This window comes from Stenotrophomonas genospecies 3 (genome assembly GCF_054473855.1).
In genome coordinates this window covers 1-21582 of sequence record NZ_JBTMUR010000009.1, presented here as the reverse complement: position 1 = coordinate 21582, position 21582 = coordinate 1, and the positions used below count along the sequence as shown (strand labels likewise).

Below are 21582 nucleotides of genomic sequence, written 5' to 3'. Positions count from 1 at the left end.
GCTGCCGATGGCAGCGCTGGCGGCAATCCCGGTCCCGGCGCTGGACGATCCCGTGGTGGACACTGCCAACGCGCTGTCCGCTGAAACCCGCGCCACCCTGCGCAGGCAGGCGCTGCAGCTGCAGGCACGGAAAGGTGCACAGCTGCAGGTGCTGGTGGTACCCAGCGTGGGCAGCGAAGGCATCGAGGCCTATGCACAGCGGGTGTTCGATCAGTGGCAGCTGGGTCGCGCCGGTGTCGACGACGGTGTGCTGTTGCTGGTGGCGGTGCAGGACCGCCGCGTACGCATCCAGACCGGCTATGGCCTGGAAGGAGCGCTACCGGACGCGTACGCCGCTCGCATCATCGACAACGCGATCGTGCCGCGTTTCCGTGAGGGCGATGTCGACCAGGGCGTGCTCGATGGCACGACGATCATGGTGGCGCTGATCGATGGCGAGGACCTGCCGGCATGGGAAGAACCGTCGGCCAGCAACGTGCTGCCTGCGGACTGGCGACGCGCAGACTCGGTGGTGGCGTTGACCCTGCTGGCCGGCTTCCTGGCCGGGCTGTGGCGCTCGCCGCCGCCGCTCCCGCCGGCGAAGGCCGAGGATGATTTCAGCGGCAGCCGTCGGGAGCGGCGGCGCAAGGCACTGGCCGCCAATGCATCGGCACCAAAACCAACCTGGCCGACCTTGCCGGCCTGGGGCCGCCCGATGCTGTTGACCGCTGTTGTGGGTGCGGGCGTGCTCTCCGTGGCGCTGCTGCTGCCACGCCATGTGCTGCCGGGCCTGTGCTTCGTGCTGGCGCTGGGTGTGCCGGTGGCGGCCCTGCTGGGCTGGTGCTGGCGCCGCAGCCGAAGTGTGCGCATCGTGCTGTGCGGGATGCTGATGCTCAGCGTGCTCTTCCTTGTGCAGGCGCTGCTGCGTGGCCAGCTGCCACCGAGCCTGGCCCGGCACCTGCTGCTGCAGGCCGCCGCGGGCGTTGTCACCCTGATGGTGTTCCTGCTGGTGCAGGCCTGCCGCACACGCTGGAAGAAGAACCGCAGCAGCTTCATCGTGCGCATGACGGTGCTGGTGCTGTTGACCCTCGGCTATGCCGCGGGCGCGTTGCTGGCGATCCATCGTGCCGAAGGTGACGATCCACGGCTGCTGGCAATGATCGTGTCCGGTGTGTGTGGCGTGCTGCTGTACTTCGTATGGTTGTTCACCATGCTGCCGGGCGAGCGCGCACGTGGCCGGGTTTCATCATCCCGCGAACGCACGTCGTCCCGTTCGTCGTCCTCGTCGAGTTCGTCGTCGAGCAGTTCCAGCAGCTGGTCTGGAGGCGGCGGCCGCAGCGGCGGAGGCGGCGCGTCCGGCAGCTGGTAGTTCTCAGGCCGCCTGCACCCGCCAGCCGAGCGAGGCGTCCTCCACAATACCCGGGCCGGCCACGTCGCCGACCTGCAGCTGCAAGCCGCGCGCGTTCGGCAGGTCCTTCTGCTCGGGGAACCAGCGTCGATCCGCAGCGACCACGATCAGCAGGCCCTCGTCGTCGCCCATCGGCGCGAACTGCGACGAAGGCGGGCTGATCGGTTGCAGGCCGAACCGCAGGCTGGACTGTTCGCGCACAGCGTCGACATCGTGGCTGGGCAGGCCGACTTCGCTCAGGCAGCTCAGCTCGCTGCCGTGGAAGGCGCCCTGATGCGCACTGGCCGGCAAGCGGCGGCGGCCGATCAGTTCCAGGATCAGGCCGTCAGGGCCAGTGAAGTACACCGACTGCGACTGCCAGCTGCTCTCCAGCGCGAAGTAGTCCAGTCCCGCCGGATTGCGCTGCAGTGGCGTGCGTTCACGCAACCAGGTCATCGCCTCGCCGAAGCGGTTGTCCGGTACGTTGAAGGCCAGGTGCACGCCACCGACCGGATGATCAGCCGCCGGCTGCAGTTCGATCGTGCTCCAGCCGATGTGCACATGATTGCCGACCACGCGCTGCTGCAGCACATCGTGGAAATACGCGGCGACGGTGGTGACGTCGGACACTGGCAGGGTGAGGTGAAGCAGGCGCATGGCCGATCCTCCGTGGATGCGCCCACTGTAGCGCCGGGCCATGCCCGGCGGCCACTACCGCAGTGCTTCGGCGAAGAATCGCACCGCGGCATCCACTGCCTGCGCGTGGGTGTCCGCCTTCGGAACCGAACTGCTGCAGAGCTCGGGCAGCCTCTGCACACCAACCGCTGTACAGGCCGCCAGGAAGTCGTAGTGACCGACATCCGGCAGACGCTGCAGCACAGCGCCCGGAATCAGTGTCTGTGCAGCCTCGCCATTGCTCTGCGGTTGCGCAACCGTGTCAGCCTCGCCCAGCACGATCGACACTGGCTGCCTCAGCGAGGACAGCTGCTCGGGCGCGAACGCCTGCACGATCGCGGGTGCCAGCAGGAATGCCGCACGCACGCCGGGGATCGCGCGCGAGTCGTTGGCGTGGGAGATCCAGGGAGACATCGCGGGTGAGCCCGCAGCGGCAACACGCGCGTCCATCGTGTGCGTGGCGGTTTCCTGTTGTGGCCGGCAGACGCCGTCATCCGGGTGCGCGCGGCAGAAGGCCAACAGCCGCTGCAGGTCGGGGCGTGCACCGGCGGCCAGCAGCGCGGTGTAGCCTCCGGCCGAGAACCCGGCCACACCCAGTCGCTCAGGGTCGACATGCGGACCCAGCAGCGGATCGGCCTGTACTGCAGCGAGTGCCGAGCGCAGGTCATCCGCACGCAACCAGCTCAGTACGCTGCCGGGCAGGGTCATCTCGTCCACGCCGTTGTTGCCGGGATGATCGACCGCGATCACCAGATACCCGGCGCGCGCCAATGCCGTGCCCAGCCAGCCCATCATGCGCGCGCTGCCGCCGTTGCCGTGGGAGAGCAGCAGGGTCGGCAGGCGCTTGCCCGCGATCGGGGCATCCATGGCTGAGCGGCCGACGTCGAACAGCGGCGCATCGGGCGGACCGATGGTCAGGGCGGTTTCCGTGCTGCCAGCGGGCGCGGGATACCAGACCGTGTAGCGCAGGGCGTCGCGATGCTGCGCATCGCGCACCGCGGCGCTGGCCACTGTGGTGATGCCGTGGCGTTCGCCTGCTTTCCAAGGCTCGCCAGCGCTGGCGGCCCCCGCGGAGGCCATCAGCATCATTCCCATCACAGTGGCTGTCATGCGCATCGTCGACTCCTTGTCAGCGTGGGCGTTCGTCCACCGGCAGCCAGATCTCCACGCCGCCGTTGCCGCTGTGCTCATCGAAACGCATGTCGTAGCGTTCCAGATCGGGGGCATCGGCCAGGCTGAGACCGGAGCCGGGCAGGTAGTGATCCAGCAGCCAGAACCAGGTCGAGCGGATGGTCGAGATGTGCCCGCCGTGCCAGGCCACCAGGTAGCGACGCGGCGGAATGTCCACGCGTTGCCAGTGCGCAGGGACGCTCGGCACCGCGCTGGCCGGCAGTGCGGCGATGTAGTCGAAGCCGCCATCGTCATCATTGTTGCAGCACACGCCGAAGCTGATCGGCGCCGGCGCCGGCCATTCGCGGTTGAGCTGCGCCCACTGCCCAGGAATCGCACCGCCGCTGTCGCGGGTATGCCGCATGCCGATGCCCGCCACCTGGAAAGCGGGCGTGTCGAGCAGGCGCGGCGCTTCACCGCAGGCAGCCGGCGCCTCGTCCACGCGGATCGCCTGCACCAGCGCCAGTCCATCAGTACCTTGTTCGCGTACCCGCTCCGGGGTCTGCCCGAACTGTTCGCTGAAGGCGCGGGTGAACGCGGCATGGGTGGTGTAGCCCGCGCCCAGTGCCACCTGCAGGATGTCGCCCGCCCCGTTGGCCAGCCGCTGCGCGGCAGCGGTCAGGCGCCGTCCCCGCAGATAACGCACCACCGAGGTGCCGGTGCGGGCCTGGAACAGGCGCGACAGATGGAACGGCGACAGCCCCGCCGCAGCGGCAATATCGGCCAGTGCCAACGGCTGGTCCGCATGGGTTTCGATGTACCACAACGCCTTGCCTGCCGCGCTCATCCAGCCGTTCCCCGATTCCGATGCCGGGCACAGTAGCGGATCGACAGGCAGCGCGTTTAGCAGTTCTTGCGCTCCAGCGGCATCAAGCTGTCGCACTGACGTCATGGCTCCTTCACAGATCGCGCCGAGACTGCGCGCCTTGTCCAGGCCTGCGATATCCCTGCAGGTGCTGGCCCTGTCGCGTCCTCCCGGAGCCCTGCCGTGCATCGTTCGAAGCTTTCGCGTTCCATCCTCCTCGCCCTTTCCATGGCCAGCGCAGGAGGCGCGATCGCAGCGGAGGCCGATGCGGTCGATGCCCCGGCGGGCAGCCGTGCGGCGCCCACCCAGCTCGACGCGATGCTGGTCACCGGCACCCGCGCCTCCAACCGCACCCAGTTCGAAACGTTGGCGCCGGTGGACGTGTTCACCAAGGAAGATATCAAGTCCGTTGAATCCACCGACCTGAAGGACGTGCTGGCGCAGCTGGTGCCGTCGTTCGTGGTGCAGCGCCTGCCGATGGCGGACGGCCAGGTGTTCGTGCGCCCGGCCACGCTGCGTGGCCTGTCGCCGGACCAGACCCTGGTACTGGTCAACGGTCGTCGCTTCCACCGCAGCGCGCTGCTCGGCAACCGTGGCGCGCAGGCGGCCGACCTGGCACAGATTCCGACCAGTGCGATCAAGCGCATCGAAGTGCTGCGCGATGGTGCGTCGGCGCAGTACGGCTCGGATGCCATCGCCGGCGTCATCAACATCATTCTCGAGGATGGCCCGGGTACCGAGATCACCGCTGGTTATTCGCAGTATGCGCAGGGCGATGGCGCCTCGCGCGATTTCAGCGCACGCACCGGCTGGTCGCTGGGTGACTATGGCAGCCTGGTTCTGTTCGCCGAATCGTCCAACTCCGACGCCACCTCGCGCACCCGCCAGCGCCCGGATGCGATCGCCTTCCAGGCCGCGCATCCGGATCTGGACGTGCCCAACCCGGTGCAGCGCTGGGGCCAGCCGGAACTGGAAAGCCGCCGTGTCGGCTTCAACGTGAAGGCCAATGCCAGCGACACGCTGGAGTTGTATGCCTTTGGCCTGTACAGCCACAGCGATGGCGTCAGCGATTTCAACTGGCGCAATCCGGATACCACCACCGGTGCCTACCGCACCACCGCGATCTTCCCCGGCTGGAACCTGCGTTCGATCTATCCGGTGGGCTTCAGCCCGCAGTACGGCAACGTCCAGAACGACCTGCAGCTGGTCGGTGGCCTGCGTGGCGAGATCACGTCCAAGCTGCGCTGGGATGTCAGCGCCTCGTACGGCCGTAACGCGATCGACTACAGCCTGAAGAACTCGATCAATGCCTCGCTCGGCCCGGCCAGCCCCACCGCATTCGATCTCGGCCGCCTGACCCAGACCGAGAAGAACGCCAACGCCGACTTCAACTACGAGTGGGACGTAGCCGCGCTGTCCAAGCCGATCAACGTCGCCTTCGGTGGTGAGTTCCGCCAGGAGACCTACCAGGTGCGCGCGGGTGATCCGGCTTCGTACGCGGTGGGGCCGGGCGCAGCGGCGGGCCTGGAAGCCAACTCCAACGGCGCGCCGGGCTTCTCGGCCAGCCAGGCCGGGCAGTGGAGCCAGCGCAGCAAGGCCGCCTACGTGGATATGGAAGTGCCAGTGGGTGAGCGTTGGAGCATCGGTGCAGCCAGCCGCTACGAGGACTTCTCCAGCTTTGGCAGCACGCTGGACGGCAAGCTCTCGGCGCGTTTCGCGATCACCCCGGACGTGGCCCTGCGCGGTACCGTGTCCACCGGCTTCCGTGCACCGACCCCGGCGCAGCTCAGCACCACCAGCACCACCCAGGGCCTGGATACGCGCACGCTGCAGATCTTCACCAGTGGCCGCCTGTCGCCGAACGATCCGCTGGCGCAGCTGCTCGGTGCCAAGCCGCTGAAGCCGGAGGAATCGCGTACCGCGTCGCTGGGCCTGACCTGGCGCACCGACCTGGGCCTGTCCGGTTCGGTCGACGTCTACCAGATCAAGCTCACCGACCGCTTCAGCCAGTCGGCCAGCTTTGCCATTCCGGCTGGTACTCCCAATCCGCTGGGCTATACCTCGGTGAACTACTTCACCAACGATTTCGATACCACCACCACCGGCGTGGACGTGGTCGGCAACTACCTGCGCGACCTCGGCGCGGGTCGCATGACGCTGACCCTGGCCTACAACTACAACCGCACCCGCGTGGACAACGGCAGCACCTCGGTGGCCACCAACGAAACCCAGCGCGTGCTGTTCGAAGACCGCCTGCCCGAGCACAAGGGCAGCCTGACCGGCAGCTGGGACATCGGCGCCTGGTCGCTGATGGCACGCATGCGCTACTACGGTGCCTGGACCGACGCCAGCGGCAATGCGGTGGGCGACATCTACCAGCGCTTCGGCGCGATGAGCTTCCTCGACCTCGCCGTGGGGTATCGCATCAACGAGCACCACAGCCTGCGCGTGGGTGCAGACAACGTGCTCGACCGCTATCCGGATGAGGCGGTGTTCCAGGCCAGCCGCGGCCTGGTCTACTCGCGCAACGCGCCGTACGACACCGATGGTGCCAACCTGTACGCGCAGTACCGGTTGAGCTTCTGATGGACCGCACGCGCCGCTCCCTGCTGCGTGCCGGCACCCTGCTGCCGGCCGCAGCCGCACTGTCTTCACTGCCGGCCAAGGCGGCCGCGCGTTACGCTGCGCCCATGCAGATTCCCGCAACGACCGTGGCGCCGGACGTGCTGGCCCGCGATGAAGGCTATTGGGCCTCCGTGGCCAGCCACTTCGACATCACCGACGAAGTGAACCACCTGGAGAACGGCTACTGGGGTGCAATGGGCCGCGAGACGCTGGCGAGCTACCAGCGGCACACCGCTGAAGTGAATCGTGGCAACGCCTGGTACGGCCGTCGTGAGTTCCCGGCGCAGTACCTGGCGGTGCAGCGGCAGGTAGCCGAGCTGCTGGGCGTGGGCGTTGATGAAATCGCACTGACCCGTGGTGCCACCGAGGCGATGCTGGCCCTGATTGGCGGCTACAACCGCCTGCAGCCCGGCGACCAGGTGCTGTATGCCGACATCGACTACGACAGCATGATCGGCGCGATGCGCTGGTTGCAGCAGCGTCGCGGCGTGCAGGTCGAGCGTATCGCGCTGCCGGCGGTGCCGGACCACGCGCAGATCCTGCAGGCGTATGAGGACGCATTCGCGCGGTTGCCGCGTCTGAAGCTGGTGCTGCTGACCCAGGTCAGCCATCGTCATGGGCTGGTGCTGCCGGTGGCCGAGATCGCCGAACGTGCGCGTGCACGTGGTATCGACGTGATCGTCGATGCGGCGCATGGGTTCGGCCAGATCGACTACGCGGTGCCGCAGCTCAAGGCTGATTTCGTCGGCATCAATCTGCACAAGTGGATCGGTGCGCCGGTCGGCGTCGGCGCGATGTACGTGCGCAAGGGCCGTGTGGCCGATCTTGACCCGTACATGGGGGAGACCGACGACGGCCGCGTGGGCAGCCGCGTGCATACCGGTACGGTCAACTTCGCCGCCTACCTGGCGCTGCCGGAAGCGATTTCCCTGCACCAGCGTATCGGCGTAGCCAACAAGCAGGCGCGCCTGCGTTACCTGCGCGAGCGCTGGACGGTACCGGCGCGGCAGATGGCACATATCGAAGTGCTGTCCTCACCGGATCCGGCGTTGGCGAGTGCATTGGCCAGCTTCCGCCTGCGCGGGCGTACCAGCGTGGCCGACAACATCGCGCTGCAGAAGCGCCTGCTGGATGAGCATCGCGTGTTCACCACGCATCGTGACGGTTTGGACTCCGGCGCCTGCGTGCGGGTGACGCCGTCGGTGTTCACCCGGCCGGAGCAGATGGACGCGCTGGTGCAGGCGCTCTCCGCCCTGGCCTGACTCTGCTTTGGTGGGTGCCAACCTTGGTTGGCACATTCCGTCCGTGCCGGGGAATCTTCCGCCGGGCATGGCCCGGCGCTACCGATCCTCCTCCAGCCTGGTGGGTGCCGACCGTTGGTCGGCACATTCCATCCACGCATGGCGTGCACGGGCATTGCCAACCAAGGTTGGCATCTACCGAAGCGGGTCCCGTAGATCCACGCCATGCGTGGATGCTCTCCACCTACCGCTCGATCGCCGGCAACGCATCCGACAACAACAACCGGTCGATCCTCCGCAGCGCACTTTCCAGCTGCCGGCGATCCGCCGCCAGCCCCAACGACAGCCGCACGCCGCTCTGGTGCGATACCCCCGGCAGGCAGAACGCCGATGACGGCGCGATCGCCAGCCCCTGCAGCTGTGCGGTACGCACCAGCGTGGCGTCGGTCCACGGCGCCGGTATCCGGCACCAGGCATGCAGGCCTTCGGCGCGCTGCAGCAGCGACGGCGCCAGCAGGTAGCGCGCCATGCGCATGCGCTCGCGCGCCTCGGTGCGCACCTGCGCCAGCAGTGACTGCGCCGAACCATCCAGCAGCAGCTGGCTGGCCAACGCCGAGACCAGCGGATGGCCCATCAACCGCGTCGCCCGCAGTGCGGCCGTCATCGCCTCGGCATGCGCGGCGCTCGGGCAACGCACGAAGGCGGTGCGCAGGCCGGGGCTGATCACCTTCGACAGCGTCGCCACGTAGAACACATGACGCGGTGCCAGTGTTGCCATCGGTAGCGGCGCATCTTCGGCCAGATGCCAGTACGGATCGTCTTCGATCGCCAGCAGGCCTTCGCTTTCCAGCACACGCGCCAGCGCTTCGCGCCGATGCAGCGGCAGGGTCAGTGCGGTCGGGTTCTGGCAGGTGGGATTGAGATAGACCAACCGCGCGCCGCTTTCGCGTGCCAGCCGCGCCAGTGCATCGGGGCACATGCCGTGTTCGTCGCTGTCCACCGGCAGCAGGCGCCGGCCCAGTGCGGCAGCGGCCTGCAGCAGGCCCGGATAGACCAGTGCATCGCACAGGATCGCGTCGTCGTCGCGGCCCTGGCTGACCAGGATCGACGCCAGCGCCACCTGTGCACCTTCGGTCAGCAGCAGGCAGGCATCGTCCACCTTTCCCAGCATCGGCTGCAGCCAGCGCGCCGCTGCGTGGCGGTCGGTCGGGTTGCCGCCGCCCAGGTGATACGTCATCAGGTTCGGCGCGTTGCTGCGCGCAAGCACGGCGGCGGCACCGCGGCGCAGCGTCTCGGCCAGCGCGTCGGCATCGGGCACCGGCGGCACGTTCATGCTCAGGTCCACCACCTGGTCAAAGCCGGCCTTGGGCGGTGCGATGAAACTGCCCTGTGGTCCACGCGCTTCGATCAGGCCACGCTTGCGTGCTTCATCGAAGGCGCGGGTGACCGTGGTCAGGTCGATACCGAGCTGCTGCGCCAACGCGCGTTGCGAAGGCAGGCGCTGTCCCGGTGCGAGACCACCGCGGCGCACCGTGCGTTCCAGCGAGTTGACGATGCGCAGGTAGATCGGCCCGCTGTGCGCGAGTACGTCCTGCACCCATTCGCGGGCTGCGACATCCGGTCGCGGCATGTACGGAGCATGTCGGGGCGTATCGTTGCTTCCAACGGCGGGAGCCTGTCCATAACCATCGGTCGGTTCGGACAGGTGACCGCCGTTGTTGTTTGCGGCGGCCACGCCGGCCAGCGTCAGTGATGTCATTGCGCGTCCTCAGCGCTTGGCCTGCCACGGGCAGTAGCAGCCCACGGCAAGCAGTCCTTTCGGGCGCACGGTCTCGCCGCGTACCAGTCTGTCCAGCAGCGGTTCGACGAAGCTGTTGGCCGAGTTGCAGACCATGCCGATGCTGTACGGTCCTGCGTAGGCGAGGTGGCCCTGGCGATCCCAGATGGCTACGGCGGGGCTGGCCGGAATGTGTTCGATGCCGTCGATGGTCGGCAGGTTGATCACCTTGTTGCGCAGTGGCTCGGGCAGCTCGCCCTGCGTACCCGGGCGGCGGATGGCATAGAAGTCGATGCCGGCGCGGCGGTACATGCTGATCAGGTAGCTCAGGTGCGCGCCGGTCTCGCGGTTACACACGCCGCAGGCCGGGTCCCAGAAATGCACCACGCGGATGCGGCCGGTATCACCGGCCAGATCGGCCGGCAGGCGCAGCTGCGAATCGTCGAAGACGATGGCCTGTTCGGTGAAGGTGGACTGCGCGCTGTAGCCGAAGTACTGCCACAGCGCAGCTGCCACGCCGGCCATGAACAGGCAGGCGAGGGCGATCATCGTCGGCAGCAGCCAGCGGCGACGCGGCGCGGCTGCGCCCATCAGGAATCTTCCCGGCCGAACTTGTGCACGTACTGCTTGCGCATCTCGCGGCAGGAATCGGCCTGCGCGCGGCGCTGGATCTCGCTACGCGACGGATCCTCGCTGCGCTGCAAGCACTGCTCGATGGCGTGGCGTTCGGCCGCCTGCACATCCACGGTCTGCGGCTGCAGGCAGACCCAGGCCAGCGCGGCCAGCATCAACACCACAAAGCCACCGCACCCGGCCATCACCAGGTGGAATTTCAGTTTCTCGGCGCGCATCGATGCACGTCCCTTCATCCATACATTGCATACAAAATATCATCTTGTATGGATAGAGCGCCATGCGCCCCGTTCAGACGATGGCGTTGTGGCGTGCCTCGGGGGCCTCGGACAGGATCTCGTTCAGCTTGGCCAGCGCCCCGGCCAGCGCGCCCTGGTCGACCGCGCCGCCCAACGACAGGCGGATCGCGTTGCCCGGTGGCGGTTCTTCCACGCTGAAGGCATCGGAGCTGGCAATGCCCAGCCCCTGCTCCTGTGCGGCCTGGATCAACCGGTACTGGTCGAGCCGCGGCGGCAGCGGCAGCCACACATGCAGGCCGGCCGGATGCGCCTGGGCACGGGCCGGCAGGTAACGGGCGGCAATGGCCTGGCGCTCGCGCAGTTCCTGCTGGAAGCGCTGCACCATGTCCTGGGCCTGGCCGCTGCGGATCCACTGCGAGGCCACCGCCACCATCGACTGGGTCGGCATCAGCGCGATTGCGCGCAGCGCATCCAGCACCGGTTCCATCGGCTCGCCGGCCGGCACCACCAGGTAGGCGGTGCGCAGGCCCGGCGCCAGGCACTTGGAAAGGGTGGAGATGTAATAGACCGCGCAGCCCACATCGCGGTGGGCGGCCAGCGGCGGCGCGGCGTCTCCGGCCAGCAACCAGTAGGGATCGTCTTCGATCACGGTCAGATCGTGGCGCTTGGCGACCGCCAGCAGGGCCTGCCTGCGTTGTGCCGACATCGTCGCCGTGGTCGGGTTCTGGATGGTCGGTACCAGGTACAGCAGGCGCGGGCGGCGTAGCTGGCAGGCCTCCTCCAGTGCGTCGGGGAGCATGCCTTCGGCGTCCATCGCCACTGGCACCACGCCCCGCTGCAGCACGCGCGCGGCGGCCAGCAGGCCCGGGTAGGTCAGCTGCTCGGCGGCAATCAGCTCGCCCGGCTGGGTGCGGGCCAGGATCAGCGCGCACAGTGCGGTCTGCGCACCGGGGCAGATCACCACCTGGTCGGCACCGACCGTCCCCAGCATCGGTGACAGCCACTGCACAGCGGCGGCGCGGTCCTCGCGGGTGCCGGCGCCGACGTGGTAGCTCATCAGTTCGCCCTGGCCCAGCTGCTGGCCCACGTGCTGGAAACCGGCCTCCATGCCCTGTGCGAACGGCGCGCTGCCCAGCAGCGGCGGGATGTTCATGCTCAGGTCCACCGAGGTGCTGCGGTTGCCGGCCGACAGCGCGATGAAGGTACCGCCAGCGCCTTGGGCGTCGAGCAGGCCGGCCTGGCGCAGCTCGGCGAAGGCACGGGTGACCGTGGTCAGGTCCACGCCCACCTGCTGGGCCAGGTCGCGCTGCGGCGGCAGGCGGTCGCCCGGGCGCAGCACGCCGTCATCCACCGCCTCGCGCACCTGCTGGGCAATCTGCAGGTACAGCGGGCCGGCGCCCTCGCGGAAGGGGCGAACCCAGGTGCGATTGGGGTGTTTCAGGCGGCGGCCGGCGGCAGGTGGCGTCATCGGTCAGTTTTTTCCATACGTGCAGATGCACAAGTCCATACAATGATGTATCTTGTATGGGCTTGATTGGAGTGGTTCGCCTGCTTGTAGGCGACCTCGTACCCACAGTGTAGCCGCTCCACGCCCGGGCGCTGCGCGCAGGCGAGCCGGTCAAGCGCGCTTCTTCAACAGGGTTGACCTCCAATGAATATCTGCTGGAACCGCATCCGCCTGGCGCTGGTCGCCCTGGCCTGCGTCGGCCTGTCGGGCTGTGACTGGGTGCTGCTGGATTCGAAGGGCATGGTCGGGCTCGCCCAGCGCGACCTGATCCTGATCTGCATCGGCCTGATGCTGATCGTGGTGATACCGGCCATCGTGCTGACCTTCGTGTTCGCCTGGCGCTACCGCGCCGGCAATACCAAAGCCAAATACATGCCTGACTGGTCGCACTCCACCAAGGTGGAGATCGTGGTCTGGGGCGTGCCGCTGATCATCATCGCGGTGCTGGCGGTGATCGTGTGGAAGTCCACCCACGAGCTGGACCCCTACAAGCCGCTGGACGTGGCCGGTGAGCCGCTGCACGTGGACGTGATCGCCACCGACTGGAAGTGGGTGTTCGTGTATCCGGACCTGGGCATCGCCACGGTCAACCAGCTCAACTTCCCGGTCGACCGCCCGCTGGCGTTCAACATCACCTCCAACTCGACGATGAACACCTTCTTCATCCCGCAGCTGGGTGGGCAGATCTACGCGATGGCCGGCATGCGCACGCAGCTGCACCTGATCGCCAACGAGCCCGGCCAGTTCCGCGGCATGTCCGGCAACTACAGCGGGCATGGCTTCTCGAACATGAAGTTCATCGCCACCGCCAGCAGTAACGAAGACTTCGAGCGCTGGGTGGCCGAGGTGCGCAGCGCGCCGGACGCGCTCAGCTTCACGCAGTTCAAGGCGCTGGCCGCACCGTCGAAGAACGCACCGGTGCAGCACTTCTCCAGTGTTGAACCACTGCTGTTCAAGAAGGTCATCGACCAGTTCATCGGCGTTGGTGAGAACACCGCTGCTGCGACCCCGGCGGGCGCTGCCGGCGGTGCCCAGGTTTCCCAGGAGTAACGAACATGTTGGGTAAATTGACGTGGGAGGCCGTGCCGCTGCACGAGCCGATCGTCGTGGTCACATTGGCGGCCATGGTGCTGGGTGGCCTCGCGCTGCTCGGCGCGGTGACGTACTTCAAGCTGTGGGGCCCGCTGTGGCGTGACTGGTTCACCACCGTGGACCACAAGAAGATCGGCATCATGTACGTGGTGGTAGCGCTGGTCATGCTGGTGCGCGGCTTTGCCGATGCGCTGATGATGCGCGCGCAGCTGGCCGCGGCTGGCCCGGGCAGTGACGGCTTCCTGCCACCTGAGCACTACGACCAGATCTTCACCGCGCACGGCGTGATCATGATCTTCTTCGTGGCCACCCCGTTCGTGGTCGGCCTGATGAACATCATCGTGCCGCTGCAGATCGGCGCGCGCGACATGGCGTTCCCGTTCCTCAACGCCTTCAGCTTCTGGATCTTCGTGGTCGGCGCTGCGCTGATGATGATCTCGCTGGGCGTTGGCGAATTCGCCATGACCGGCTGGGTGGCCTATCCGCCGCTGTCGGGCATCGAGTTCAGTCCAGGCGTGGGCGTGGACTACTACATCTGGGCATTGCAGGCTTCGGGCATCGGCACCTTGCTGACCGGCGTCAACCTGTTCATCACCATCCTGCGCATGCGTGCGCCGGGCATGACCCTGATGAAGATGCCGGTGTTCACCTGGACCGTGCTGGTCACCAGCGTGATCATCATCGCCGCCTTCCCGATCCTGACCGTGGCGCTGGGTGCGCTCACCCTGGACCGCTACCTGGACTTCAACTTCTACACCAACACGTTGGGTGGCAACCCGATGATGTACGTGAACCTGGTGTGGGCCTGGGGCCACCCGGAGGTGTACATCCTGGTGCTGCCGGCATTCGGCATCTTCTCTGAAGTGACCGCCACGTTCGCGCGCAAGAAGCTGTTCGGCTACAAGTCGATGGTGGGCGCCACGCTGGCGATCGGCATCCTGTCGTTCATTGTCTGGCTGCACCACTTCTTCACCATGGGCTCCGGTGCCAGCGTCAATGCCTTCTTCGGCATCATGACGATGATCATCGCCATCCCCACCGGCGTGAAGATCTTCACCTGGCTGTTCACCATGTACGGCGGCCGCGTCGAGTTCAGCGTGCCGATGCTGTGGACCATTGCCTTCCTGGTCACCTTCACCATCGGCGGCATGACCGGCGTGCTGCTGGCCATTCCGGGCGCGGACTTCCTGCTGCATAACAGCCTGTTCCTGGTCGCGCACTTCCACAACACCATCATCGGCGGCGCGCTGTTCGGCTACCTGGCCGGCTTCGCCTACTGGTTCCCGAAGGTGTTCGGCTTCACCCTCAACGAGCGCCTGGGCAAGTGGTCGTTCGCCTGCTGGGTGATCGGTTTCTACCTGGCCTTCATGCCGCTGTACATGCTCGGCTTCATGGGCATGACCCGCCGCATGAACCAGTACGACAACCCGGCGTGGACGCCGTACCTGATCGCCGCCTTCATCGGTGCACTGTTCGTGTTCGCGGGCATCATCCTGATGCTGGTGCAGATCTACGTGAGCGTGCGCGACCGCAAGCGCAACCTGGACCTGACCGGCGACCCGTGGAACGCACGCACGCTGGAATGGGCCACGCCGTCGCCGCCGCCGTTCTACAACTTCGCCGTGGTGCCCAAGGCCGATGAGCTGGATGCCTTCCACGAAGCGAAGAAGCGCGGCCTGCCGCCGCCGCCGAAGAAGTACGCACCGATCCACATGCCGAAGAACACCGGTGTGCCGCTGATCCTCAACATCTGGATCCTGGTGTTGTGCTTCGCCCTGGTCTGGCACATCTGGTGGATGGCCGCGGCCAGCTTCATCGCGATGATCGTGACCCTGATCGTGCGGTCCTATGACGAGGACGTGGACTACTACGTCAGTTCCGAAGAGGTGGCGCGCACCGAAGCGGCCAACCTTGCCAAGCTGAAGGAGGTACGCGCATGAACCTGTTGACCCGCCCGGAGCTGGCCAGCGACACGCAGGCGCACGAGGACCACCACGAACACGACCATGGCCACGAGCAGGGCGGCATGAAGGTGTTCGGCATGTGGGTCTACCTCATGTCCGACCTGGTGCTGTTCGGTTCGTTGTTCGCCTCGTACGCGGTGCTCAGCACCGCCTACGCCGGCGGCCCCACCGGCAAGGACCTGTTCTCGCTGCCGTTCGTGATGGCCGAGACCTTCCTGCTGCTGGTTTCCAGCATCACCTACGGCCAGGCCGTGCTGGCGATGCATCGTCACGACACCTCGGCAGTGCTGCGCTGGCTGGGCGTGACCTTCGTGCTCGGTGCCTCGTTGATCGGCATGGAGATCTACGAGTTCTCGCACCTGATCCACGAAGGCGCGGGCCCCAGCACCAGTGCCTACCTGTCGGCGTTCTTCGCCCTGGTCGCCACCCACGGCCTGCACGTGGCCAGCGGCCTGATCTGGATGGCGGTGGTCATGCACCAGGTCTACAGCCGCGGCCTGACCCCGACCAACATCACCCGCGTGTCGTGCCTGAGCCTGTTCTGGCACTTCCTGGACCTGGTGTGGATCTGCGTCTTCACCTTCGTCTACCTGATCGGAGCCTTCTGACATGGCCCACGTCGAAACCTCGCGCGCCGGCAATGCGCACGGCTCCACCAAGTCCTACCTGATCGGCTTCGTGCTGTGCGCGCTGCTGACCGTGGTGCCGTTCGCGCTGGTGATGAACCCGGTGCTGTCGCGGCCGCTCACGCTGTTCCTGCTGGTCGGCTTCGCGGTGGCGCAGATCCTGGTGCAGCTGGTCTATTTCCTGCACATGGACCGCAAGTCCGAAGGCGGCTGGAACCTGGCCAGCTTCGTGTTCACCCTGGTGATCCTGTTCATCGTCGTCGCACTGTCGGTCTGGATCATCTGGAGCATGCACTACCACATGATGATCAACTGACCGTGGCCGGGGTGATCGGCATGGACCGCGCGATCACCCCGGCACCTCCGTCCTCTTTCCCCCAAGGGCAGGCCTGACCGAGACCCCGCCCGCGTCTGCGTTGGTGGTACCCGTGAAGCGTCCTGCTGCTGTTGCCCGTTCGTTGTTCTCTCCCCGTTTCCGCCTGCCGCTGCTGGCAGGCCTGGCCGTCGGCCTGCTGGCCGGCTGCAGTGCGCAGTCGCGCATGGACTTCTATTCCAAGGACATCGCCTGCGAAGAACTCGGCCAGCAGTGGTCGATGCCCGACAGCCACGGCACCGTGCGTGGCCCGAAGGACCTGCAGGGACAGGTGACCTATCTGTTCTTCGGCTTCACCAGCTGCCCGGACGTGTGCCCGACCACCATGGTCGAGCTCAGCCAGGTCAAGCACCTGATGGGCAAGGATGCCGACCAGCTGCAGGTAGTGTTCGTCAGTGTCGATCCCGCACGCGACACGCCCGAAGTCGCCCGCACCTATGTGGAAGCGTTCGACCCCAAGGCGATCGCACTGGTCGGCAACGAAGCGCAACTGGCCGCGATGGCCAGCGACTTCAAGGCGTTCTACGAAAAGGAACCCGGCCCGGTGCCGGACACCTACACCATGAGCCACATCGCCGGCGGCTACGTGTTTGATCGCCAGGGCCGTCTGCGCCTGTTCGCGCCCTATGGCATGCCGGTGGACAAGCTGTTCTCGGACGTGCAGCGCCTGCTGCTCGAGCCTGGCCATCCGGCCGCCGGCAACGGCCCGCTGGCCAGCTGCCACCTCAAGCAAAGCGACACGCTCGCCGCCGGGTAATCCTGGGCCATGCCCGGCTGATGCCGCCTGTTCGTCGCGCCCGCTGCCCCGGTAGGTGTCGACCTTGGTCGACACGCGGTGAATGAATCTGGTGGGTGCCGACCGTTGGTCGGCACACCCCCACACACCAATCCCCCGACCGGCCAGGAGAGCCAACCGGCCAGGGGCACCACTCAACGCCTTACTTGGTTTCTTCCCACTGCACCACGTCCGGCTCGGCCGCCTTGATGCCGGCGGTCGACAGCAGCTTGGTGGTCGCATCCAGTGCTGCGTTCACCGACGGATACTCCACAATCGCGCGGCCCGAGGCCTTGGATACCTTCACCACTGTGCCGCCGGTGGCGGTGGCCGCACGCTGCGCCGAAGCCGCATCGGTGAAGAACACCTTGACCCGCGAGGTCGCCACGACCGGTGCGCCATCGTTGGAGACAGCGGCCGCAAACTTGCTGGCACCGGCATCCGCACGTGCGGCCACACCGGTAGACGCATCCGTGGACCGCTTGCTGCGGGTGCCGACGGCCGCCGCGCTGGCATCAGCCCCGGTGGTGATCCGGAACTGGCCGCCGCTGGCCTGCTGCACGGTTGCCGACGGCGCCAGCTGGAAGCGCGAGCCGCCCACATTGAACGAACGGCCGGTGGCCTCTGCCTTCAACTGCTGCGTGTCTACGGTCGACAAGGTCTTCGCCGGAGGTGTCTGGCCCGAACTCTGTGCCCAGGCGGTGGTGGTCATCGCCGCAAGGGCGAGGGTGCTCAACAGAATGGTCGTCTTCATCATCAGTGCCCCAGAACGCGGATCTTGAAGAATTCGAGGTTGCCACGCGATGCTGCGTTCGCGGCCTGCCCCAGGTCGGTTACTTCCAGTGTCCAGGTGCCCGTGGCGTTCTCATCCAGGAAGGCATTGCTGGACAGCAGGTCCCAGTTGGTGAAGTTGCGCTGGACGCCGTTGAGGCCAGAGCCGATGGCAGTGAATGCCGGCTGCACCACGCTGCGGGTGCCACTGGGCGAGATCAGCACGAACTGCAGCTGGCGGGTGTTGCTGTGGTTGACGCGGAAGCCGAGCTGCACGCTCTCGATGTTGCGTGCACCGTTGGCCAGCTGGAAGGTCAGGCGCGCCGCGGCCGCCGAGGTATTGCCGATGGCCACGGTACGCGTCGTGTTGCGCCAGCCACTATCCACCAGTGCACCCAGCGGCTGGAAGTCCTCTGCGACCTGTACCGCGCGTGCTGCATTGACCACACCGAAACCGTATCAGTTGCTGTAGGCACGGCCGGCGGCATTCACCGTCCAGCCCGGCACCAGCACGCGGCCGTCGGAGTGGGTCACCGCTGCCCGGTTCGGATCGGTGCGGGTGGCGGTGGTGGCCAGGATGTACTTCACATCGCGGTAGGACAGGTTCGGGTTGGTCTCCAGCAGCAGCGCCGCCACGCCCGACACCATCGGCGTGGCCGCCGAAGTGCCGTTCATCTTGCCTGTGTAGTTGCAGGTGCTGTCGATGGCAGACTGGTCGCCGTCCAAAGTGTTGCGCAGGCTCGTGTTCTTGTTGCTGCCCTGCGCGCAGCCGGTGACATCGGTGGTGAGGATGGCCGGATCGTAGCGGATCGCCAGCTGCCCCGGCACGACCTGCCGCTGCCAACCATTCTCACCGCCGAAGCCGGACACCCACAGCGCCGAGCCGGTGGACGAGTAGGACGAGCGCACGCCATCGGCGCGCACGGCGGCAACGGTGATCACGTTGAACAGGTTGTTACGCGGGTCGCGACCGGCCGGAATGCAACCCGTGTTGCGGTTCTTGGTGTCTGCCGAGCAGATGTCGGTGCCATCCGAGCGTGCGCCGTTGTTGTGGTTGTTGCCTGCGGCCTTCACGTAGATGCCACCGCGGCCGCCACGGGTGCCGGACATGGCCTGCTCATAGGCGGCGATGTCGTTCTGGCTGTAGGCCAGCGGCAGGTTGGGGTTGCCCGGGCTGGAGCCCCAGCTGTTGTTGAAGACCCCCACGTCGGCCACTTCGGCGCCGTCCCACCACGAGTACTCGATGTTGGAATTCGAATTGCCCTGGGCATTGGACGCCAGGAAATTGAAGCCCTTCAGGGTGGCCGCCGAGGCCACGCCGCGCACGCCCAGATTGTTGGCACCTACTGCACCGGCGATGCCGCCGACCATGGTGCCGTGATTGTCGCGGTCCGGATTGGAAGGTGAAGGGTTGTTGCTCTGGTTGGCGAAGTTCTTGCCGGCGACCGCCGCAACGTTGGCGGCCAGGTCCGGGTGTGCGATCTGCAGGCCGTCATCGACGATGGCGATGGTGACGCCTTGGCCACGGATGCCATTGCGGAACAGGCCATCCACGTTCAGATCGTTGCCAGCCACCGGCAGGGTATCGCCCAGTACGGCCTGTCCGGTGTTGAGCAGATGCCACTGACGCCCGGCCAGCGGATCGGCCTGCTGGGCCTGGGCGGTGACGGCCAGGCTGCCCAGCACCAGGGCAGTGGCAAGGGCCAGGCGCGCGGAGCGCGGTGGCGCGGAGCGTTGCGTGTGTCGCTTCATACACGAATCCTTCTGTTGTGAATCGGCATGGCAGGACGGCGGGGCGGAACTGCCCCATCGCAACGAGCCAAACGCGACACAACGAACAACCCCCTACCTCTTCACACTCCCAATCTGCAGATGTGCCGATTGCGTCACAAACACTTATGCCGTGGGGTAATGACGACTGCAGCGGCCCGCATCTGGTAGGCGCCAACCTGGGTTGGTATCCGCATCCACACATGGCGTGGATCCACCCGGCATCATCGCGCGCCCTCACATCCGGCTGTGCTACTACAGCCCGTGCACCCTTCCGCATCGGAGCACGATGATGGTCAACCCTCTGGCCCAGGCCCATCGCGGCCTCGGCACCACGCTGTTCAGCCTGTTGAACCCGATACCCTTCGGCTTCTTCGTCGGCGCGCTGATCTTCGACGCGATCTACCTCAACAGCGCCGAGGTGATGTGGGGCAAGTCCGCCGCCTGGCTGATCACCTTCGGCCTGCTGATCGCCATCATTCCGCGCCTGATCAACCTGTTCGCGGTCTGGCGCCGCAACGGTACCGCCACCCGCATCGACCGCATCGACTTCTTCCTAAACCTGGTCGCGGTGCTGCTGGCGATCTGGAATGCCTTCGTGCACAGCCGCGATGCGCATGCCGTTGCCGTGCCGGGCACGATCCTGTCGGCGCTCACCGTGGCCCTGATCGCCCTGGGCCTGATCATGCTGTCACTGCAGCCGCCGGTGCTGCAGGGAGGTCGTCATGGCTAAGCACATCCTGCCCACCGTGGGCGCCCTGGCGCTGGCCGTGATGCTGTCGGCCTGTGCCGGCAAGGCCGAATACCATCCCGCTGACCAGTCCGGTGCACAACCGCCGTTGCCGGCACCGAAGAACTTCCTGATGCCGCCGATGCAGGTGCCCACGGGCGTCGGCTGGGCCGAGGGGCAGTCGCCCACCGTGGCCGACGGCCTGAAGATCGAACGCATCGCCGCCAACCTGCTGCATCCACGGCGGCTGCTGACCCTGCCGAATGGCGATGTGCTGGTGGTGGAAGGCAACGGCCCCGGTGAAGAACCGGTCACCACGCCCAAGCAGTGGATCGCCGGCAAGGTCAAGGCGCGCTCGGGCAAGGCCGGCAAGGGCGGCAACCGGGTCACCCTGCTGCGCCGCACGCCGGGCACGAACACCTGGACCCAGCATGTCTACATCGAAGGCCTGCATTCGCCGTTCGGCATCCAGCTGATCGGCGACACGCTGTACGTGGCCAACACCGGCAACATCGTGCAGTACCACTACGTGCCCGGTGAAACCCGCATGTCCGACAAGGGCCGCGAGTTCACCGACCTGCCCAGCACCATCAACCACCACTGGACCAAGGAACTGCTGGCCAGCCGCGATGGCCGCAAGCTGTACGTGGGCGTGGGCTCCAACAGCAACATCACCGAGAATGGCCTGGCCGTTGAGTACCGCCGCGCGGTGGTGCTGGAAGTGGACGTGGCCACCCGTGGCAGCCGCATCTTTGCGTCGGGCATCCGCAACCCGACCGGACTGGACTGGGAACCGAGCACCGGCACGCTGTGGGCCGTGGCGAACGAACGCGATGAAATCGGTGCGGATCTGGTGCCCGATTACCTCACCTCGGTGAAGGAAGATGGCTTCTACGGGTGGCCCTACAGCTACTACGGCCAGCACGTGGACGAGCGCGTGCAGCCGCAGCGGCCGGACCTGGTGGCGAAAGCCATCACGCCGGACTACGCCATCGGCTCGCACGTGGCACCGCTGGGCCTGCTGTTCTACACCGGCCAGGCACTGCCGGCGCAGTACCACGGCGGCGCCTTCATCGGCGAACACGGCAGCTGGGATCGTTCGCCGCTGAGCGGCTACGAAGTGGTCTACGTACCGTTCAAGGACGGCAAGCCGACCGGGCGGCCGCAGACCGTGGTCAGTGGCTTCGCCTCCAAGGACGAGAAGACGCTGATGGGCGCGCCAGTGGGCATGGCCATGGATGCCGAGGGTGCATTGCTGGTGGCCGACGACGTGGGTGACGTGGTGTGGCGGGTGTCGGCCAAGTAACTCTGCAGCGTCGAGCCACGCTCGACTGCGTTGGATCTGGCCCTTGTAGAGTCGAGCCATGCTTGTATGTTCCTCCCGGCTCCTACGCGGTATGTAGGAGCCAGGGTGGAGGGACCGTCAAGCATGCATCTGCGGAT

At 66.7% G+C, this 21582-nt stretch carries 20 protein-coding genes; 10 read left to right on the top strand and 10 right to left on the bottom strand.

Annotation, left to right across the window (positions count from 1 at the left end):
- The first annotated feature begins 7 nt into the window (after positions 1-7).
- Entirely contained in the window at positions 8-1348 is a 1341-nt protein-coding gene (locus ACX9OT_RS13065; RefSeq protein ID WP_223224683.1) for a TPM domain-containing protein, read from the top strand.
- A gap of 3 nt (positions 1349-1351) precedes the next feature.
- Here ACX9OT_RS13065 and ACX9OT_RS13060 read toward each other — a convergent pair whose 3' ends face one another.
- From ACX9OT_RS13060 to ACX9OT_RS13050, 3 genes are read right to left on the bottom strand one after another with little or no spacing between them, the layout of a single operon-like run.
- Positions 1352-2023, bottom strand: a complete 672-nt coding sequence (locus ACX9OT_RS13060) for a VOC family protein (protein WP_049461707.1) — start codon at positions 2021-2023, stop codon at positions 1352-1354.
- Between the two features lie 54 nt (positions 2024-2077).
- On the bottom strand, positions 2078-3157 hold the full coding sequence (locus tag ACX9OT_RS13055; RefSeq protein WP_149908932.1) for an alpha/beta hydrolase family protein: 1080 nt from the start codon (positions 3155-3157) through the stop codon (positions 2078-2080).
- A 13-nt stretch (positions 3158-3170) separates the two neighbouring features.
- The gene (locus ACX9OT_RS13050; RefSeq protein ID WP_049461709.1) at positions 3171-3998 is read right to left on the bottom strand and encodes an AraC family transcriptional regulator; all 828 of its coding nucleotides are present in this window, start codon (positions 3996-3998) and stop codon (positions 3171-3173) included.
- Positions 3999-4199: 201 nt separating this feature from the next.
- On the opposite strand from ACX9OT_RS13050, the gene ACX9OT_RS13045 reads away from it, so the two are divergent.
- On the top strand, positions 4200-6602 hold the full coding sequence (locus ACX9OT_RS13045; protein WP_277778686.1) for a TonB-dependent receptor plug domain-containing protein: 2403 nt from the start codon (positions 4200-4202) through the stop codon (positions 6600-6602).
- Complete coding sequence (locus ACX9OT_RS13040) at positions 6602-7903, top strand: aminotransferase class V-fold PLP-dependent enzyme (protein WP_459002476.1); 1302 nt, start codon at positions 6602-6604, stop codon at positions 7901-7903. The genes ACX9OT_RS13045 and ACX9OT_RS13040 overlap by 1 nt, the downstream gene beginning before the upstream one ends.
- 223 nt (positions 7904-8126) lie before the next feature.
- Here the strand turns inward: ACX9OT_RS13040 and ACX9OT_RS13035 are convergent, their stop codons facing one another.
- The 4 genes from ACX9OT_RS13035 to ACX9OT_RS13020 are packed head-to-tail and all read right to left on the bottom strand — an operon-like array spanning position 8127 to position 11999.
- On the bottom strand, positions 8127-9641 hold the full coding sequence (locus ACX9OT_RS13035) for an aminotransferase-like domain-containing protein (protein WP_277778684.1): 1515 nt from the start codon (positions 9639-9641) through the stop codon (positions 8127-8129).
- 9 nt (positions 9642-9650) lie between these two features.
- A complete protein-coding gene (locus ACX9OT_RS13030; RefSeq protein WP_012481503.1) occupies positions 9651-10250 on the bottom strand; it encodes a DUF6436 domain-containing protein in 600 nt (199 codons plus the stop codon).
- Positions 10250-10528 carry a hypothetical protein gene (locus tag ACX9OT_RS13025; RefSeq protein ID WP_019336318.1) on the bottom strand — a complete coding sequence of 93 codons (279 nt, stop codon included), beginning with the start codon at positions 10526-10528 and terminating at the stop codon, positions 10250-10252. The genes ACX9OT_RS13030 and ACX9OT_RS13025 overlap by 1 nt, the downstream gene beginning before the upstream one ends.
- 55 nt (positions 10529-10583) lie before the next feature.
- Positions 10584-11999 (bottom strand): aminotransferase-like domain-containing protein, encoded by a 1416-nt coding sequence (locus ACX9OT_RS13020; protein WP_277778683.1) that lies wholly within the window; start codon positions 11997-11999, stop codon positions 10584-10586.
- Positions 12000-12182: 183 nt separating this feature from the next.
- On the opposite strand from ACX9OT_RS13020, the gene cyoA reads away from it, so the two are divergent.
- The 5 genes from cyoA to ACX9OT_RS12995 all read left to right on the top strand — a co-directional run bounded on the left by cyoA (position 12183) and on the right by ACX9OT_RS12995 (position 16850).
- Positions 12183-13088, top strand: coding sequence for a ubiquinol oxidase subunit II (gene cyoA / locus ACX9OT_RS13015; RefSeq protein ID WP_071227643.1), 906 nt, complete (start codon positions 12183-12185; stop codon positions 13086-13088).
- A 5-nt stretch (positions 13089-13093) separates the two neighbouring features.
- Entirely contained in the window at positions 13094-15070 is a 1977-nt protein-coding gene (gene cyoB / locus ACX9OT_RS13010) for a cytochrome o ubiquinol oxidase subunit I (protein WP_006474876.1), read from the top strand.
- The gene (cyoC, locus tag ACX9OT_RS13005) at positions 15067-15702 is read left to right on the top strand and encodes a cytochrome o ubiquinol oxidase subunit III (RefSeq protein ID WP_459002471.1); all 636 of its coding nucleotides are present in this window, start codon (positions 15067-15069) and stop codon (positions 15700-15702) included. The genes cyoB and cyoC overlap by 4 nt, the downstream gene beginning before the upstream one ends.
- Before the next feature lies 1 nt (position 15703).
- Complete coding sequence (gene cyoD / locus ACX9OT_RS13000; protein WP_006399830.1) at positions 15704-16036, top strand: cytochrome o ubiquinol oxidase subunit IV; 333 nt, start codon at positions 15704-15706, stop codon at positions 16034-16036.
- Between the two features lie 142 nt (positions 16037-16178).
- Positions 16179-16850, top strand: coding sequence for an SCO family protein (locus tag ACX9OT_RS12995; RefSeq protein ID WP_049461714.1), 672 nt, complete (start codon positions 16179-16181; stop codon positions 16848-16850).
- 181 nt (positions 16851-17031) lie between these two features.
- Here ACX9OT_RS12995 and ACX9OT_RS12990 read toward each other — a convergent pair whose 3' ends face one another.
- Genes ACX9OT_RS12990 through ACX9OT_RS12980 form a run of 3 tightly spaced genes read right to left on the bottom strand, consistent with a single transcriptional unit; the run spans position 17032 to position 19391 of the window.
- On the bottom strand, positions 17032-17625 hold the full coding sequence (locus ACX9OT_RS12990; RefSeq protein WP_006399785.1) for a S8 family serine peptidase: 594 nt from the start codon (positions 17623-17625) through the stop codon (positions 17032-17034).
- Positions 17625-18086 carry a proprotein convertase P-domain-containing protein gene (locus ACX9OT_RS12985; protein WP_459002468.1) on the bottom strand — a complete coding sequence of 154 codons (462 nt, stop codon included), beginning with the start codon at positions 18084-18086 and terminating at the stop codon, positions 17625-17627. The genes ACX9OT_RS12990 and ACX9OT_RS12985 overlap by 1 nt, the downstream gene beginning before the upstream one ends.
- A 12-nt stretch (positions 18087-18098) precedes the next feature.
- Positions 18099-19391, bottom strand: a complete 1293-nt coding sequence (locus ACX9OT_RS12980; protein ID WP_459002466.1) for a S8 family peptidase — start codon at positions 19389-19391, stop codon at positions 18099-18101.
- 310 nt (positions 19392-19701) lie between these two features.
- On the opposite strand from ACX9OT_RS12980, the gene ACX9OT_RS12975 reads away from it, so the two are divergent.
- Both ACX9OT_RS12975 and ACX9OT_RS12970 read left to right on the top strand, forming a co-directional pair.
- Positions 19702-20142: a DUF2231 domain-containing protein gene (locus ACX9OT_RS12975; RefSeq protein ID WP_277778730.1), complete on the top strand. Its 441-nt coding sequence runs from the start codon at positions 19702-19704 to the stop codon at positions 20140-20142.
- The gene (locus tag ACX9OT_RS12970; RefSeq protein ID WP_277778682.1) at positions 20135-21445 is read left to right on the top strand and encodes a PQQ-dependent sugar dehydrogenase; all 1311 of its coding nucleotides are present in this window, start codon (positions 20135-20137) and stop codon (positions 21443-21445) included. Before ACX9OT_RS12975 ends, ACX9OT_RS12970 begins: the two co-directional genes overlap by 8 nt.
- Positions 21446-21582 lie beyond the last annotated feature (137 nt).

Bases quoted from the DNA above. Each gene is read 5' to 3' on its own strand.
- ACX9OT_RS13065 (WP_223224683.1), top strand. From the start codon at position 8: ATGGCAGCGCTGGCGGCAATCCCGGTCCCGGCGCTGGACGATCCCGTG.
- ACX9OT_RS13060 (WP_049461707.1), bottom strand. From the start codon at position 2,023: ATGCGCCTGCTTCACCTCACCCTGCCAGTGTCCGACGTCACCACCGTC.
- ACX9OT_RS13055 (WP_149908932.1), bottom strand. From the start codon at position 3,157: ATGCGCATGACAGCCACTGTGATGGGAATGATGCTGATGGCCTCCGCG.
- ACX9OT_RS13050 (WP_049461709.1), bottom strand. From the start codon at position 3,998: ATGAGCGCGGCAGGCAAGGCGTTGTGGTACATCGAAACCCATGCGGAC.
- ACX9OT_RS13040 (WP_459002476.1), top strand. From the start codon at position 6,602: ATGGACCGCACGCGCCGCTCCCTGCTGCGTGCCGGCACCCTGCTGCCG.
- ACX9OT_RS13035 (WP_277778684.1), bottom strand. From the start codon at position 9,641: ATGACATCACTGACGCTGGCCGGCGTGGCCGCCGCAAACAACAACGGC.
- ACX9OT_RS13030 (WP_012481503.1), bottom strand. From the start codon at position 10,250: ATGGGCGCAGCCGCGCCGCGTCGCCGCTGGCTGCTGCCGACGATGATC.
- ACX9OT_RS13025 (WP_019336318.1), bottom strand. From the start codon at position 10,528: ATGAAGGGACGTGCATCGATGCGCGCCGAGAAACTGAAATTCCACCTG.
- ACX9OT_RS13020 (WP_277778683.1), bottom strand. From the start codon at position 11,999: ATGACGCCACCTGCCGCCGGCCGCCGCCTGAAACACCCCAATCGCACC.
- cyoA (WP_071227643.1), top strand. From the start codon at position 12,183: ATGAATATCTGCTGGAACCGCATCCGCCTGGCGCTGGTCGCCCTGGCC.
- cyoB (WP_006474876.1), top strand. From the start codon at position 13,094: ATGTTGGGTAAATTGACGTGGGAGGCCGTGCCGCTGCACGAGCCGATC.
- cyoC (WP_459002471.1), top strand. From the start codon at position 15,067: ATGAACCTGTTGACCCGCCCGGAGCTGGCCAGCGACACGCAGGCGCAC.
- cyoD (WP_006399830.1), top strand. From the start codon at position 15,704: ATGGCCCACGTCGAAACCTCGCGCGCCGGCAATGCGCACGGCTCCACC.
- ACX9OT_RS12990 (WP_006399785.1), bottom strand. From the start codon at position 17,625: ATGATGAAGACGACCATTCTGTTGAGCACCCTCGCCCTTGCGGCGATG.
- ACX9OT_RS12980 (WP_459002466.1), bottom strand. From the start codon at position 19,391: ATGAAGCGACACACGCAACGCTCCGCGCCACCGCGCTCCGCGCGCCTG.
- ACX9OT_RS12975 (WP_277778730.1), top strand. From the start codon at position 19,702: ATGGTCAACCCTCTGGCCCAGGCCCATCGCGGCCTCGGCACCACGCTG.
- ACX9OT_RS12970 (WP_277778682.1), top strand. From the start codon at position 20,135: ATGGCTAAGCACATCCTGCCCACCGTGGGCGCCCTGGCGCTGGCCGTG.